Genomic DNA, 14,716 nt, shown 5'->3' with positions numbered 1-14,716 from the left:
GATGGGCAAAGAAATTATTTCATCAAAAGATTTACATTTATATTACGGGAAAAAAGAAGCATTGAAAGGCATTGATTTAACTTTTAATCAAGGAGAATTAACTGCCATGATTGGTCCTTCTGGTTGCGGGAAGTCAACGTATTTACGTTGCTTGAATCGTATGAATGATTTAATCCCAGACGTAACTATTACTGGAAGTGTTGTCTATAAAGGAAAAGATATTTATGGACCGAAAACAGATAACGTTGAATTGCGTAAAGAAATTGGGATGGTTTTCCAACAGCCTAATCCATTTCCATTTTCAGTTTATGAAAATGTGATTTATGGCTTGCGCCTAAAAGGAGTCAAAGACAAGCAAGTCTTAGATGAAGCAGTTGAAACCAGTTTGAAAGCTGCTGCCGTTTGGGAGGATGTCAAAGATAAACTTCACAAAAGTGCACTTTCACTTTCTGGCGGACAACAACAGCGGGTTTGTATCGCTCGTGTGTTAGCTGTGGAACCAGATATTATTTTATTAGATGAACCAACTAGCGCCTTGGACCCAGTTTCTAGTGGTAAAATTGAAAACATGCTGTTAACATTAAAAGAGAAATATACCATGATTATGGTGACACATAATATGTCACAAGCATCACGGATTTCTGATAAAACGGCCTTCTTTTTACAAGGTGATTTAATTGAATTTAATGACACGAAAAAAGTATTTTTAAATCCAAAAGAAAAACAAACAGAAGATTACATTTCTGGTAAATTTGGTTAAAAGGGGGAAAAAGAATGTTACGGACACAATTTGAAGAAGAACTATTGAATCTGCACAATCAATTTTATGAAATGGGTATGATGGTTAGTAGTGCCGTCCATAAATCCGTGAAGGCATATATTAATCATGATAAAAAATTAGCTCAAGAAGTGATTGATCGCGATATTGAAATCAATGATATGGAAGTCAAACTTGAGAAAAAGAGTTTTGAAATGATTGCGTTACAACAACCAGTTACAACAGACTTACGTATGATTATCACTGTTATGAAAGCTAGTTCGGATTTAGAAAGAATGGCGGACCATGCCGTTTCAATTGCTAAATCAACGATTCGCTTAAAAGGAGAAACACGTATTCCTGAAATTGAAAAAGAAATTTCAGATATGTCTGATTATGTGAAAAAAATGGTGGATAATGTTTTAATCGCCTATGTTAAAACGGATCAAAAAGATGCACGAATGATTGCACAAATGGATGATCGTACTAATGAATATTTCGATAGTATTTACAAACATGCCGTAGAAGCAATGAAAGCTAATCCAGAAACGGTCATTAGCGGAACTGATTATCTACATGTGGCACAATACTTGGAAAGAATTGGCGACTATGTCACAAATATTTGTGAGTGGATTGTTTACTTGGCAACTGGTAAAATTACCGAATTGAATAGTAATCGTGACGAACAATTTTAAGATAAACAAATAAAAAAAACTAGGAGACGGCCTTTTTTAGACCAATTCCTAGTTTTTTTAACGTAAAATGAACTGATTTTATAAAACTAGTCCTTACTAATGAGAAGAAATCGTTCTTAAGTCCTATGACAAATGATCAAAAACAAGGCATAATAATGCATGTAAGGAAAACACTATTGAGTGAAAAATTTGCTAAGGAGGCAATATCCATGAAAGAAAGAGAACGCGTATTAGAATTAGTGAAAAAAGGTATTCTAACGTCAGAAGAAGCGTTAATTTTATTAGAAAATATGGCAACTGAAAAAGATGAAAAACAAATCGAAAAAGCTGCTGAAAAAGTCGATACACAAAATATTGGAACAACAAATAAAGAAGATCAAGTCGCAGATTTAATGGATGCATTAGAAAAAGGCGAATCAGAAGGACCTACTGTTGATTCGTTTGAAGAAAATACACAGGACAGTGCAGAAAAAGATCGTGAAAACTTAGAAAGAATTCTTGATGAGTTAGCAACAAAAGCCAATCGCGCTTCGGCTGAATTGGACGAAGTCAACGCAGAAATTGCCGGCATCAAAGAAGAAATTAAAGAAGTCGCAGAAGAAATTGGAACATTAGATACAAAAGAAGAGTTAGATGCATTAACAGAAGATGAACAAGTTCAACGAAAAGACTTGCACGTTTTACTTGCACAACTAGAAGAAAAATTAGCGACTCAAAGTACTGAAAAAACAGCACTGGAAGAAGAACTAAAAAACATTCGCAAAGAACAATGGAAAGGTCAATGGAATGATACAAAAGAAAAAGTTTCTTCTCAATTCTCTGAAGAGTGGAAAGATCAAGCCACAGACACCTTTAACCAAGTCGGCGGCAAAGTTGCCGAAGTTGGCGGCCAAGTGGGAGAATTCTTGAAAAAAACATTTAATTCTTTCAGTGATACCATGAATGATAATGTGGAATGGAAAGACATTAAAATGAAAGTTCCTGGTGTGGCAACAACTAAGTTTGAACATGAATTTAACTATCCAAATCCACAAGCAAGTTTAATTGATGTCAAGGTAGCAAATGGTACCGTGGTTTTCAAAACTTGGGATCAAGAAGATGTGAAAGTCGAAGCAAAAATCAAATTATATGGTAAAATGGCAGGAGATTCACCAATGGAAGCTTTCTTAGAACGAAGTGACATTGATGTGGATGATGAAACAATTTCTTTCCAAGTGCCAAACAAACGGGTGAAAGCAGATTTAACGTTCTATTTACCAAAACGCACTTACGATCATGTATCTGTTAAATTATTAAACGGAAATGTCTTAGTAGAAGAGTTAACAGCGAAAGATGTTTACACAAAATCAACGAATGGGACGATTACGTTTAAAAAAATTGATGCAACTATGTTAGAAATTGAAGGCGTGAATGGTGAAATTAAAGTCCTAGAAGGAACGATTTTAGATAACATTATTGAAACAGTCAATGGTGATGTGTCTATTTCCGCGGCACCAGAAAGTCTAAGTGTCTCTCTGATTAATGGAGATATCCGCATTACAGCTAAAGAAAAAACGCTTCGCCGTGTTGAAGCAAGCTCTGCAAATGGGAATATCAAGTTGGCCTTGCCAAATGACTTAGGCGTTGAAGGGCAAGTGAAAACGAATTTAGGTAGTATTAACAGCCGTTTAACAGATATTGAAGTTGTTCGTGAAAAGAAAGATCGCGGCAATCAACAATTACATTTTAGACGTGTACTGGAAGAATCAATGGCTCAAATTAATGCTTCTACAACAACGGGAAGTATTTTCCTAAAAGATACGGATAAATAATTAATAATTTTAAGCTAGATGGGCTGACGAATCAGCCTTTCTAGTGTAAAATTTAGTAGACGAGGTGAAAACATATGAAAAGAAAACTAACAAAATCTCCGAATAACGTGGTTTTAACAGGAAGCTTAGCTGGGATTGCTGATTGGCTAGGAATTGACCCAACAATTATTCGTGTCGTTTATGTCTTGCTCAGCTTTTTCTCAGCAGGATTTCCAGGCATTCTCTTATACATTGCCTTAGCAGTCTTGATCCCTTCTGGAAGAACAGGAAGCGATCGCGGCTACGGCCATCAAAATCCTTATAATAGAAATGTTCGCAATGAAAATCCTTATGCTGCCAATAAAAAGCAACGTAAAGAAGCGGAAAAAATTGATGATGACGAATGGAGTGACTTTTAATGACATATTTTCAGCGATTGGTTGTTAATACACTGACATTCATTTCTTTATCAGTTGTTTTTCCTGGCATGATTCATGTGAGAGGCATAATGCCTGCAATTATTGCCGCCTTTGTTCTCTCAATCCTAAATATGTTGGTGAAACCAGTCTTAACAATCTTGTCGCTCCCATTTACTTTATTAACGTTTGGTCTATTTAGCTTTGTTGTCAATGCAGCGATTTTACAAATGACCTCGTTTTTTGTGGGGGAAATGAACTTTGGCTTCTCAAGTTTTTGGGCAGCGGTGCTAATGGCTGTAATTATGTCAATTGTCAATACGATCGTTACGGATCACAATTTATCGAAATATGAATAAAAAAAGCCTGAAGAGCGCAGCATAAAATGCGTTCTTCAGGCTTTTTCGATGGTTAAATTTTCTAGGTGACATTCTGGATGGCGGCTGATATAGCCATATAAAATGTTTAAAAAATCAACTTGTTGCTTCGAGTAATGCTCAATTGTTTTCGGTGGTTTTTTGGGCATGATTTTTTTTGCTAGTTCAAGCGGTGAATATTTTTGAAACGTTTGTTTAGTTACAACACGTGTTGCTACCACCAAGCCTTGGTAAATTAAATAGTATTTGATTTTTTTCTGACAAGGTAACCACATCAGTTGCCAATCTCGTTGGTTAGCTTGACTAATTCGTTGATTTTGGTTTGCAAAGCGCGTCAGAAAGAGCCAATCTTCCTTGAGTTTTGCCGCTTTTTCGAAGGCTTGTTTTTCAGCAGCCTCTTGCATTTGTTGAGCAATTCGTTTGATTGGTTCTCGTCCTTGATTATGGAAAAAGTCGAACAATTCTTGTTGAAATAGTTCGGTCGGAATGGCACTCTCTTTTTGAAAGGTTTGATGCCAGTAGTTGGTTGGGACGAAATCGTAGATATTATCCAAAATTATTTTTAAACGGTTTAATTTTCGGCGAATCGAATAAGGACCAAAACAGTTCTCTTTAGTGGGAATATTTAAGAGTTTAATCTCTAATTGCCGCTCATTAACGGCTACCGATACATAAGAATATTGTTCATAAGCATTCATTTGGCGATTGTAGCGCGGCCGATACTGTTGAATCAGTTGACATTCTAGGAGGAGTGCATCCAATTCTGTGTCAGTATGGAGAACATCGAAGTCTATAATTTGTTTGACTAAACGCATCGTCTTTCGAGAATGTTGATTACTATTAATAAAATAGCTCGACACGCGATTTTTTAATTTTTTGGCTTTACCCACATAAATAATTGTGTCGGTTGCGTCTTTCATTAAATAAACACCCGGTGTTAACGGTAATTGATGGGCTTTTTCCTTTAAATATTCTTTCATAAGTTTCCTCTTTTCTTAAAAGGATCGGCTTCAAGTATACAAAGTTTTCTGAAATAGTCAAGTAACAGAAATAGCATAGGTAATTTCACTGAAAAATAGTTTCATTTTTTTAAAATATGATAATTCTAGGAATTATCTAGTGAATAGCTAGAAACTTGTATTTTTAAATGATAAAATATAACAAGTAGCAGAAAGGACTGACATTCGATATGACAGAAGTGGTAAAGATTTATCAACTGGTAGAAAATCTTTCTTTAGAAGTAGTATACGGAGATGAAGAAAGCTTAAATAGAACAATTAAAACTGGTGAAATTTCCCGGCCAGGTTTAGAATTAACTGGGTATTTTAATTATTATTCCCATGACCGTTTACAATTATTTGGGAGCAAAGAAATTACCTTTGCAGAACGAATGATGCCTGAAGAGCGTTTATTAGTGATGCGCCGTTTATGTGCGAAAGATACTCCAGCCTTTATAGTATCCAGAGGACTAGAAATCCCCGAAGAATTAATTACAGCAGCAAAAGAAAATGGGGTTTCTGTGCTACGTTCACCGATTTCAACTTCCCGTTTACTAGGGGAACTATCCAGTTATTTAGATGGCCGTTTAGCTGTTCGGACAAGTGTCCATGGGGTTTTAGTTGATGTTTATGGACTTGGTGTTTTGATTCAAGGAGATAGCGGTATTGGTAAAAGTGAAACAGCTTTAGAGCTTATTAAACGTGGACATCGGCTAATCGCAGACGATCGCGTCGATGTTTATCAGCAAGATGAATTAACCGTGGTTGGAGAGCCACCAAAAATTTTGCAGCATTTAATTGAAATTCGTGGTATCGGGATTATTGACGTCATGAACCTGTTTGGAGCTAGTGCGGTCCGTGGCTTTATGCAAGTTCAACTGGTTGTTTATTTAGAGGCATGGGAAAAAGACAAGAAATATGATCGCCTCGGTAGTGATGATGCAATGGTTGAAATAGCTAACGTTGATGTCCCTCAGATTCGTATTCCTGTTAAGACCGGCCGAAATGTGGCCATTATCATTGAAGTGGCAGCAATGAATTTCCGCGCGAAGACAATGGGCTATGATGCAACAAAAACGTTCGAAGAGCGCTTAACCCGTTTGATTGAAGAAAATTCAGGAGAATAGAAGGAGAAGATGTGATGATGTTAGCTCAAGTAAATTCAATTGCATTTCGCCTTTTCGGTATTCCCGTCTATTGGTATGCAATTATTATTGTTTCAGGGATTGCTTTAGCTGTTTGGCTAAGTAGTCGTGAAGCCGTTCGTGTTGGTTTAAAAGAAGATGATGTCTTTGACTTTATGCTCTGGGGATTACCTGCAGCAATTGTTGGCGCGCGCTTGTATTACGTCGCTTTTCAATGGCAAGATTATGTAGACAATCCGATTGAAATTTTCTTTACTCGAAATGGTGGCTTAGCGATTTATGGTGGTCTTATTGGTGGGGGACTGGCGCTGTTTTTCTTTACGCGTCATCGTTTCATTTCTACATGGACTTTTTTAGATATTGCCGCACCAAGTGTGATTTTAGCGCAAGCAATTGGTCGCTGGGGCAACTTTATGAATCATGAAGCCTATGGGCCAGCGACCACCAGACAATTTTTAGAAAATCTCCATTTACCAACGTTTATCATTGATAACATGAATATCAACGGAACGTATCATCAACCAACATTTTTATATGAATCTGTCTGGAATGTTTTAGGCTTTATCGTTTTAGTGTTATTACGCAAAAAGCCACACTTTTTAAAAGAAGGCGAAGTCTTTTTAGGTTATATAATATGGTATTCTTTCGGCCGCTTCTTCATCGAAGGGTTACGGATGGACAGTTTGTATGCGTTTAGTAATATTCGTGTCTCACAATTGTTGTCTTTAGTGATGTTCGTGGCAGCAATTGTTATTGTGATTGTTCGTAGAAGGAATCCCAATTTGAAATTTTACAATCGGGAGAAACAAAAGAAAAAAATAACAACTTCTTAATCCAACTTGATCGAAGAATATGGTAAACTAGAGAAGCAACGTTGTTTAGCGAAAGGAGAGTTTCACCGATGAAACAAAAAGTCGCTGTTTTAGGACCAGGTTCCTGGGGGACAGCTTTAGCTCAAGTATTAGCCGAAAATGGACACGAGGTCTGTATTTGGGGAAATAAACCAGAGCAAATCGATGAAATAAATACAAAACATACCAACAAACATTATTTACCAGAATTAATCTTACCTACTTCAATTCAGGCAACCACTGATTTAGCCACTGCTTTAGTAGATGTTGATGCGGTACTGTTTGTGGTACCAACTAAAGCCATTCGTTCAGTAGCACAAGAAGTGGCCCAACATTTAAAAACAAAACCAATTATTATTCATGCAAGTAAAGGGCTCGAGCAAGGTACACATAAGCGAATTTCAGAAGTAATAGCGGAAGAGATTCCAGCAGAAAAACGGCAAGGGATTGTGGTTTTATCTGGTCCAAGCCATGCAGAAGAAGTCGCTGTTCATGACATCACAACCATTACAGCAGCAAGCGAAAATTTAGCAGACGCTGTGTATGTGCAAGAGTTGTTTATGAATGATTACTTTAGAATATATACGAATGATGATGTGATTGGTGTAGAAACAGGGGCGGCCTTAAAAAATATTATTGCTTTGGGCGCCGGAGCGATTCATGGCTTAGGCTTTGGTGATAATGCCAAAGCGGCAATTATGACTCGTGGTTTAGCAGAAATTAGTCGTTTAGGGGTTGCGATGGGAGCAAACCCATTAACATTTATTGGTTTAAGTGGTGTTGGGGATTTAATTGTTACTTGTACAAGTGTCCATTCTCGAAATTGGCGTGCGGGTAATTTATTAGGAAAAGGTCATAAGTTAGATGAAGTCTTAGAAAACATGGGCATGATTGTAGAAGGTGTTTCAACAACTAAAGCAGCCTATGAATTGGCACAACAACTAGAAGTCGAAATGCCAATCACAGAAACAATCTACAATGTCTTGTACAATGACGAAGATGTACAACAAGCAGCAAAAGAAATCATGTTGCGTGATGGCAAAACCGAAAACGAATTTACACTTGATTTTTAGGAGGAAAAAAGATGAAAGTTAAAAAGGCAGTTATTCCAGCAGCTGGGTTAGGAACACGTTTCTTGCCGGCTACTAAAGCGATGGCAAAAGAAATGTTACCGATTGTTGATAAACCAACGATTCAATTTATTGTAGAAGAAGCACTAGCTTCAGGAATCGAAGATATTTTAATTGTGACAGGCAAAGCCAAACGTCCGATTGAAGATCATTTCGATTCAAATGTTGAATTAGAAAATAATTTAAAAGAAAAAAATAAAACCGATTTATTGAAATTAGTCGAAGAAACAACGGATGTTAATTTACATTTTATTCGTCAATCCCATCCGAAAGGCTTAGGACACGCTGTTTTACAAGCGAAAGCATTTGTTGGCAATGAACCTTTTGTCGTGATGTTAGGCGACGATTTAATGGAAGATAAAGTGCCATTAACGAAACAATTAATGGATGATTACGAACAAACACATGCTTCGACAATTGCGGTAATGAAAGTACCCCATGAAGATACTTCAAAATATGGTATTATCAATCCAGAAAAAGAAATCGAAAAAGGACTATACAATGTCGAGAACTTTGTTGAAAAACCAAAACCTGAGGAAGCACCAAGTGATTTAGCGATTATCGGCCGTTATTTATTAACCCCTGAAATTTTTGATGTACTTGAAAATCAAAAACCAGGCGCTAGTAACGAAATTCAGTTAACAGATGCGATTGACACTTTAAATAAAACACAACGCGTTTTTGCTCGTGAGTTTAAAGGAGAACGTTACGACGTTGGCGATAAATTTGGGTTTATGAAAACAAGCATTGAATATGGGTTGACTCATCCAGAAGTAAAAGATAATTTACGAGAATACATTATTAATTTAGGTGCTCAATTAGCGAAAAAAGAGCAACCAAAAGAAAAATAAATAAAAATAAGCGTAAAATTTCAATTCGTTAGAAGGAAATTTTACGCTTATTTTCTTAAAGAAAAGGGCATGAGAATTTTATAAAATAAATTGTCATTCTTAGCTTTATGAGTTGTGAAAAATATAAGTTGGTGTTATCCTAAGATTATAAATAAAATTTCAGAGGGGAGTAATGATATGTCAGGTGGGGAAATTGCTGCCTTAATTGCAGCGGTAGCATTTGTTGTTTTAGTCATCTTTTTAGTACTAGTGTTATATAAAGTTTCTCAAGTTGTTTCAAAAATTGAAGATACAATTGATGAAACAAATACAACAATCAAAGTCGTGACTAGCGATGTGAATGTATTGAGTCGCCAAGTGGAAGGCTTGCTTGTTAAAAGCAATGAACTATTAACAGATGTGAATCAAAAAGTGGCAACGATTGATCCGTTGTTTACGGCCGTTGCTGATTTAAGCGAAAGTGTCTCTGAATTGAACACCTCAAGTAAACATTTGATTACGAAGGTAGGAACCGTAGGGAAAGGCACAGCGAAAGCTGGTTTAGTGAGTAAAGTAGGCGGTTCTGCTTTTAGAGCAATGCGTTCAAAAAATAAAAAAACAAATAACTAATTGGAGGAGATTTTTATGGCTAAAAAAGGCGGATTTTTCTTAGGAGCAGTAATTGGTGGAACAGCAGCAGCCGTTGCCGCATTATTACTTGCACCAAAATCAGGTAAAGAATTACGTGATGATTTATCAAATCAAACAGATGATTTAAAAAACAAAGCGCAAGATTACACAGATTATGCTGTTCAAAAAGGAACAGAATTAACAGAAATCGCAAAACAAAAAGCCGGCGTTTTATCAGATCAAGCCTCTGATTTGGCAGGTTCTGTCAAAGAAAAAACAAAAGATTCATTGGATAAAGCACAAGGTGTTTCTGGCGATATGCTTGATAACTTTAAAAAACAAACAGGTGATTTATCTGATCAATTTAAAAAAGCAGCTGACGATGCTCAAGATCACGCGGAAGATTTAGGTGAAATTGCCGAAGATGCAGCAGAAGATATCTATATTGACGTTAAAGATTCTGCGGCAGTGGCCAAAGAAACTGTTTCTGCTGGTGTCGTTGAAGCAAAAGAAACCACCAAAGATGTTCCTGAAAAAGCTGCAGAAGCAAAAGAAGATGTTAAAGATGCAGCGAAAGACGTAAAAAAAGAATTTAAAGGGTAATAAGCGTTTAGCTCATGAAAGTTAGCAACCTATCGTGTTGCTTTTGTTCAGCGGCTTACCTTAAAATTTAGAAATGAGGCCATCAGTCCAGTTGACTGATAGCCTCATTTTATTTTTATGCTATTGAATAATTTGCAATTCTTTAGTTGTCTTAGTGAATGGTTCGGAGCCTGTTTTTGTTACGTGTAAACAATCTTCAATACGAACGCCTACTTTTCCAGGAATGTAAATACCGGGCTCAATAGAGAAACACATACCTTCTTCAATGACTAAATCATTGCCATGAACCAGCGATGGGAATTCATGAACAGTGGTTCCAATGCCATGGCCTAAGCGATGGTTAAAGTATTCACCATAACCAGCTTTTGTGATTACACCTCGGGCAATATCATCTAATTCGCCTGCTGTAACACCAGGTTTCACCGCTTCAGTTGCTGCTAATTGTGCTTCTAAGACAATTCCATAAATTTCTTTTTGGAAATCAGAAGGTTCCAAGTAGCTGACTGTTCGTGTAGCATCACTACAATAGCCATTATGAACGACACCTAAATCAAATAGCACTAAGTCATGAGGCTCAATTTTTGTTTCGCCAGGTACCCCGTGAGGACTAGCTCCGTTTTTTCCTGTTAAGACTAACGTATCAAAACTCATTGAGCGAATACCTTGACGTTTTAATTGATACTCGATTTCTGCAACAATTTCTTGTTCCGCAACGCCTGCTTGAATTGCTTTGAAGCCAATCTCAAAAGCGACATCCGCCCAACTACCAGCTTCTAGTAAACGTTGAATTTCAGGTTCTGTTTTAATTAATTGAAGTTTTTCAATTAAAGGCGTAACATCATGCGAAAAATCGCTAGCTGGGAAATAGGTTTTCAATTGATCAAAACGAGCTAAAGAAAGAGCTTGTTTTTCTAAAGCAAAGCGTGGTGTGCCTTGTGTTCGTTTATTTAATAAAGCCGCAATTTTTTCCCAAGGATTTTCGCTATCTAAATAACCATAAACGGGATAAGTCCAACTACTATTTTCGGCATCTTCGACTTCTAATGCAGGTGTAAATAAAAATGATTGGTCGTCCGCAGCGATAAACAAAGCTAACACGCGTTCATGAGGTTCGCTTTCGTAACCGGAAAAGTAAGCGATATGACCAGGATCACTAATATAAGTGAAGTCAATCTTTTCTTGGTGCATCCAATTTTTCAAATCGGCAATTTTTTCTTGATTCATAAAACATCCTTCTTTCTTTTATTCTGAAGTGAATCACAGTACTATCATAACATGAAATGACAAAAAGTTCCTTTTGAAATGGAAAGTAAATTTTCATGAAAAAACGATAAAACGGTTGCAAAAATAGAAGAATTTTGATATTCTAGGCTAGGAAAGAAATGTAAACAGTGTTTTCAGAAAATGAGAACAAATTCATATTTATAGGAGAAGAAACATGGAAAAACAAACAATTACAATTTATGATGTTGCTAGAGAGGCAAATGTATCTATGGCTACTGTTTCTCGTGTTGTCAATGGTAATCCCAATGTAAAACCAGCAACGCGTAAAAAAGTCTTAGAAGTGATTGATCGCTTAGATTACCGTCCTAACGCAGTCGCACGTGGTTTAGCAAGTAAAAAAACGACAACAGTGGGTGTCATTATTCCAGATGTTAGTAATGCATTTTTTGCTTCATTAGCACGTGGCATTGACGACGTGGCTACAATGTATAAATATAATATCATTTTAGCTAATTCAGATGGAGACGATCAAAAAGAAGTTACTGTATTAAACAATTTACTTGCCAAGCAAGTAGATGGGATTATCTTTATGGGTCATCGCATTACAGATGATATTCGTGGTGAATTTTCACGTTCAAAAACACCTGTTGTCTTAGCAGGTTCAATTGATCCAGACGAACAAGTTGGTAGCGTTAATATTGATTACACAGAAGCAACGAAAGATGCAACAGCGACTCTAGCGAAAAATGGGAACAAAAAAATTGCTTTTGTTAGTGGTGCATTAATCGATCCAATTAATGGTCAAAACCGAATGAAAGGCTACAAAGAAGCCTTAGCGGAAAATGGCTTGTCTTATAATGAAGGCTTAGTTTTTGAATCTGAATATAAATTTAAAGCAGGGATTAATTTGGCTGAGCGTGTCCGTAATAGTGGGGCAACTGCTGCCTTTGTTACAGATGATGAGCTAGCGATTGGTTTATTAGATGGGATGCTAGATGCTGGTGTGAAAGTTCCAGAAGAATTTGAAATCATTACAAGCAATAACTCATTGCTTACAGAAGTCTCTCGTCCACGTCTATCAAGTATTACACAACCTTTATATGATATCGGTGCCGTGTCAATGCGTTTATTAACAAAACTAATGAACAAAGAAGAAATTGAAGAAAAAACAGTTGTTTTACCTTATGGAATTGATCAAAAAGGTTCAACAAAATAAGAGAAAATTCTATTAGAAATGCAAAAAAGTACAAGAAGAAATCATGAAAATGATTTCTTCTTGTGCTTTTTTTAATGAATTACTTCCTTGCATTCTGCTATTAATACACAGTAAGGTTAAAAATTAAAATAAGATTAAATTGATTAGAAAACAGGTCGGTAAAACATTGCGCATGGTATCTTTAGATTAAAAAAAGAGGTGTTTTTGTGAAGGTAAAAGAATTAACTGTCGAGTATGGTAATAGAACAATTATAGAAAATTTATCTATGCAAGCTGAATTTGGTGAAATAATTGGCTTAGTTGCTCCTAATGGAACTGGAAAAACCACGTTATTTAAAGCTATATCTGGTTTAATCCCTAGAAAAAATGGAAATATTAGTTTAAATAAGATTGATTACAATAGTAGAGGTGCAACGTATTTAAAAGAACTATTTTTTCTTGAAAGTAGTAAAAATTTATATGATTATTTGACGCCGAAAGAACATCTTGAATATATTAAAACCGCTTGGAAAAGTAATAGCGATATAGAACATATTTTTGAACAATTAAAGATGAAAGAATACCAAAATAGAACAATAAAAAAATTATCTCTCGGAATGAAACAACATGTATTATTAGCGATGTACCTAGCAAGTGATGCAACAATACTTTTGTTAGACGAACCTTTTAATGACTTGGATCCTACTAGTGTTAGTTTATTCATAATGTGCTTAAAAGAAATAGTTTCTAAAGATAAAATAGTTATTTTATCTTCTCATGATTTGTATAATGTTGAACACACATGTACACGTATTTTATTTATGAAAAATAAAAAGCTGGTTGAGAACGATCAACGTAACCTTTCTTTACGTGAACAATATGATAACTTATATTTAAGAGGAGAAGAGAGAAATGCTTAAGATAGAAACGATAAAAATATTGAAAGAGAAGAGTCTGTGGTTTGTGTTTGTAGCCTTTATTTTAATGTTAATTTATCCGTTGCTAGCTCAACCCCAACAACTTTCTTTTAAAGAAATGCAATATGAAAACCGAATCAAAAATAACGAACAAGCGAAAGAAAAAATGAAAAATGAACCTGCAGTAAAAGAAACTTTAAATGAGATAGAAGATGAAAGTGAGCAATTAAGGAAAGCAATTAATGCCATCAAAATTGGTGATGAATGGGCTTTATTAGAAGCTGAGAAAAAATTGGAAGAAAGTAATTTAAACGCAATGTTAAAAGGAACGTTGTACAGTATACCAATTATTGAGCAACAAAAAAGAGTCAAAGAATTGCAATATTTATCTGAAAACAGGATCAAACAAGTGGATTCTTCTGAAGTTGCTAAAATGCCTGCTTTGAATTACCTAGGTTTTCTTTTATCGATGGATTTTCCATATACATTATTATTAATTATCCCTAGTTTAATGATTATAGCGCTCGCAACTTTAGAAAAAAGAAAAAATACTGTTTCTTTATGGAACGGCCTTCCCTTAAAACTATGGGAAAAATATTCTATTAAAATAAGTAGTATTTTGTTTACAGTCGGATTGGTTTCTTATCTGTCAATCTTTCTTTCTGTAATCAGTGCATTTTTCAAAAATGGTCTGGGAAACCCTGATTATCCAGTCGCGATTATTGAAAAGGGACAAAGTGTTACAATCATTTCTCTTTCTAACTATTTGTTGAGAAGCCTAATTATGTTTGGTATGCTGTTATTAGCATTGACAGTATTCAGTTTCTTGCTTTCGCTGTTTACTGGAAATTTGATTGTTCATAGCTTGCTAATTGTTGGTGTGGTATTATCTTCAGGAGTTAGCCTGATTTCCAATAAATTTTTCTTTACAGCTTATATGAATTTTCCTAAAATTATTAATGGAGGAAATGGGTATGAGCCGATGGATGAGATAGATCTCACATTTGATTTTTCTTTAAAGATGATAGTTGTCTATGTATTAATAAGTTTAATAGTATCTGCTATTGTTTTGAGAAACAGAAAGGGATTATTTTAGTTAAAATAGGTTGATTGCTGCATATTATTTCATTAAATGTAGGAGCTATTTTTGAATAGCTC

Annotated in this window: 16 protein-coding genes; 14 read left to right on the top strand and 2 right to left on the bottom strand. The window is 35.6% G+C overall.

Features of this window, described 5'->3' with window-relative positions; all coding sequences use genetic code 11:
* Nucleotide 1: 1 nt before the first annotated feature.
* From pstB to IGK70_RS07845, 5 genes are all read left to right on the top strand, one after another.
* The gene (gene pstB / locus IGK70_RS07865) at nt 2-760 is read left to right on the top strand and encodes a phosphate ABC transporter ATP-binding protein PstB (protein ID WP_002357303.1); all 759 of its coding nucleotides are present in this window, start codon (nt 2-4) and stop codon (nt 758-760) included.
* 14 nt (nt 761-774) lie between these two features.
* Entirely contained in the window at nt 775-1,452 is a 678-nt protein-coding gene (gene phoU, locus IGK70_RS07860; RefSeq protein WP_002357304.1) for a phosphate signaling complex protein PhoU, read from the top strand.
* Nucleotides 1,453-1,661: 209 nt separating this feature from the next.
* A complete protein-coding gene (liaX, locus tag IGK70_RS07855; protein WP_002360155.1) occupies nt 1,662-3,263 on the top strand; it encodes a daptomycin-sensing surface protein LiaX in 1,602 nt (533 codons plus the stop codon).
* Between the two features lie 74 nt (nt 3,264-3,337).
* Nucleotides 3,338-3,661, top strand: a complete 324-nt coding sequence (locus IGK70_RS07850; RefSeq protein WP_002357306.1) for a PspC domain-containing protein — start codon at nt 3,338-3,340, stop codon at nt 3,659-3,661.
* A complete protein-coding gene (locus IGK70_RS07845) occupies nt 3,661-4,017 on the top strand; it encodes a phage holin family protein (protein WP_002357307.1) in 357 nt (118 codons plus the stop codon). Before IGK70_RS07850 ends, IGK70_RS07845 begins: the two co-directional genes overlap by 1 nt.
* Before the next feature lie 35 nt (nt 4,018-4,052).
* On the opposite strand, the gene IGK70_RS07840 is transcribed toward IGK70_RS07845, so the two are convergent.
* Nucleotides 4,053-5,015 (bottom strand): GIY-YIG nuclease family protein, encoded by a 963-nt coding sequence (locus IGK70_RS07840; protein WP_071981466.1) that lies wholly within the window; start codon nt 5,013-5,015, stop codon nt 4,053-4,055.
* Nucleotides 5,016-5,224: 209 nt separating this feature from the next.
* Here IGK70_RS07840 and hprK point away from each other — a divergent pair, with 209 nt between their 5' ends.
* From hprK to IGK70_RS07810, 6 genes are all read left to right on the top strand, one after another.
* The gene (gene hprK / locus IGK70_RS07835; RefSeq protein WP_002357309.1) at nt 5,225-6,160 is read left to right on the top strand and encodes an HPr(Ser) kinase/phosphatase; all 936 of its coding nucleotides are present in this window, start codon (nt 5,225-5,227) and stop codon (nt 6,158-6,160) included.
* 17 nt (nt 6,161-6,177) lie between these two features.
* Nucleotides 6,178-7,011: a prolipoprotein diacylglyceryl transferase gene (gene lgt / locus IGK70_RS07830; RefSeq protein WP_002381830.1), complete on the top strand. Its 834-nt coding sequence runs from the start codon at nt 6,178-6,180 to the stop codon at nt 7,009-7,011.
* Nucleotides 7,012-7,079: 68 nt separating this feature from the next.
* Nucleotides 7,080-8,102: an NAD(P)H-dependent glycerol-3-phosphate dehydrogenase gene (locus tag IGK70_RS07825; RefSeq protein ID WP_002357312.1), complete on the top strand. Its 1,023-nt coding sequence runs from the start codon at nt 7,080-7,082 to the stop codon at nt 8,100-8,102.
* Between the two features lie 11 nt (nt 8,103-8,113).
* Entirely contained in the window at nt 8,114-9,010 is an 897-nt protein-coding gene (gene galU, locus IGK70_RS07820; protein ID WP_438775210.1) for a UTP--glucose-1-phosphate uridylyltransferase GalU, read from the top strand.
* A 177-nt stretch (nt 9,011-9,187) separates the two neighbouring features.
* A complete protein-coding gene (locus IGK70_RS07815; RefSeq protein ID WP_002357316.1) occupies nt 9,188-9,619 on the top strand; it encodes a DUF948 domain-containing protein in 432 nt (143 codons plus the stop codon).
* 15 nt (nt 9,620-9,634) lie between these two features.
* Complete coding sequence (locus IGK70_RS07810) at nt 9,635-10,222, top strand: YtxH domain-containing protein (protein WP_438775209.1); 588 nt, start codon at nt 9,635-9,637, stop codon at nt 10,220-10,222.
* A gap of 120 nt (nt 10,223-10,342) precedes the next feature.
* Here the strand turns inward: IGK70_RS07810 and IGK70_RS07805 are convergent, their stop codons facing one another.
* On the bottom strand, nt 10,343-11,446 hold the full coding sequence (locus IGK70_RS07805; protein ID WP_071981465.1) for an aminopeptidase P family protein: 1,104 nt from the start codon (nt 11,444-11,446) through the stop codon (nt 10,343-10,345).
* Nucleotides 11,447-11,660: 214 nt separating this feature from the next.
* On the opposite strand from IGK70_RS07805, the gene ccpA reads away from it, so the two are divergent.
* The 3 genes from ccpA (at nt 11,661) to IGK70_RS07790 (ending at nt 14,654) form a co-directional block, all read left to right on the top strand.
* Nucleotides 11,661-12,662, top strand: a complete 1,002-nt coding sequence (gene ccpA, locus IGK70_RS07800; RefSeq protein ID WP_002357319.1) for a catabolite control protein A — start codon at nt 11,661-11,663, stop codon at nt 12,660-12,662.
* 206 nt (nt 12,663-12,868) lie between these two features.
* Nucleotides 12,869-13,561 carry an ABC transporter ATP-binding protein gene (locus IGK70_RS07795; RefSeq protein ID WP_071981464.1) on the top strand — a complete coding sequence of 231 codons (693 nt, stop codon included), beginning with the start codon at nt 12,869-12,871 and terminating at the stop codon, nt 13,559-13,561.
* Nucleotides 13,554-14,654, top strand: a complete 1,101-nt coding sequence (locus IGK70_RS07790) for an ABC transporter permease (RefSeq protein ID WP_071981463.1) — start codon at nt 13,554-13,556, stop codon at nt 14,652-14,654. Before IGK70_RS07795 ends, IGK70_RS07790 begins: the two co-directional genes overlap by 8 nt.
* Nucleotides 14,655-14,716 lie beyond the last annotated feature (62 nt).

Source organism: Enterococcus sp. DIV0358, assembly GCF_051713465.1.
Classification (GTDB): Bacteria; Bacillota; Bacilli; order Lactobacillales; family Enterococcaceae; genus Enterococcus; species Enterococcus faecalis.
Note: the sequence above shows the minus strand (reverse complement) of the source record. Positions and strands in the feature narration are given on the sequence as shown.

Coding starts and splice junctions, on each gene's coding strand:
- pstB (WP_002357303.1), top strand. CDS start 2: ATGGGCAAAGAAATTATTTCATCAAAAGATTTACATTTATATTACGGG.
- phoU (WP_002357304.1), top strand. CDS start 775: ATGTTACGGACACAATTTGAAGAAGAACTATTGAATCTGCACAATCAA.
- liaX (WP_002360155.1), top strand. CDS start 1,662: ATGAAAGAAAGAGAACGCGTATTAGAATTAGTGAAAAAAGGTATTCTA.
- IGK70_RS07850 (WP_002357306.1), top strand. CDS start 3,338: ATGAAAAGAAAACTAACAAAATCTCCGAATAACGTGGTTTTAACAGGA.
- IGK70_RS07845 (WP_002357307.1), top strand. CDS start 3,661: ATGACATATTTTCAGCGATTGGTTGTTAATACACTGACATTCATTTCT.
- IGK70_RS07840 (WP_071981466.1), bottom strand. CDS start 5,015: ATGAAAGAATATTTAAAGGAAAAAGCCCATCAATTACCGTTAACACCG.
- hprK (WP_002357309.1), top strand. CDS start 5,225: ATGACAGAAGTGGTAAAGATTTATCAACTGGTAGAAAATCTTTCTTTA.
- lgt (WP_002381830.1), top strand. CDS start 6,178: ATGTTAGCTCAAGTAAATTCAATTGCATTTCGCCTTTTCGGTATTCCC.
- IGK70_RS07825 (WP_002357312.1), top strand. CDS start 7,080: ATGAAACAAAAAGTCGCTGTTTTAGGACCAGGTTCCTGGGGGACAGCT.
- galU (WP_438775210.1), top strand. CDS start 8,114: ATGAAAGTTAAAAAGGCAGTTATTCCAGCAGCTGGGTTAGGAACACGT.
- IGK70_RS07815 (WP_002357316.1), top strand. CDS start 9,188: ATGTCAGGTGGGGAAATTGCTGCCTTAATTGCAGCGGTAGCATTTGTT.
- IGK70_RS07810 (WP_438775209.1), top strand. CDS start 9,635: ATGGCTAAAAAAGGCGGATTTTTCTTAGGAGCAGTAATTGGTGGAACA.
- IGK70_RS07805 (WP_071981465.1), bottom strand. CDS start 11,446: ATGAATCAAGAAAAAATTGCCGATTTGAAAAATTGGATGCACCAAGAA.
- ccpA (WP_002357319.1), top strand. CDS start 11,661: ATGGAAAAACAAACAATTACAATTTATGATGTTGCTAGAGAGGCAAAT.
- IGK70_RS07790 (WP_071981463.1), top strand. CDS start 13,554: ATGCTTAAGATAGAAACGATAAAAATATTGAAAGAGAAGAGTCTGTGG.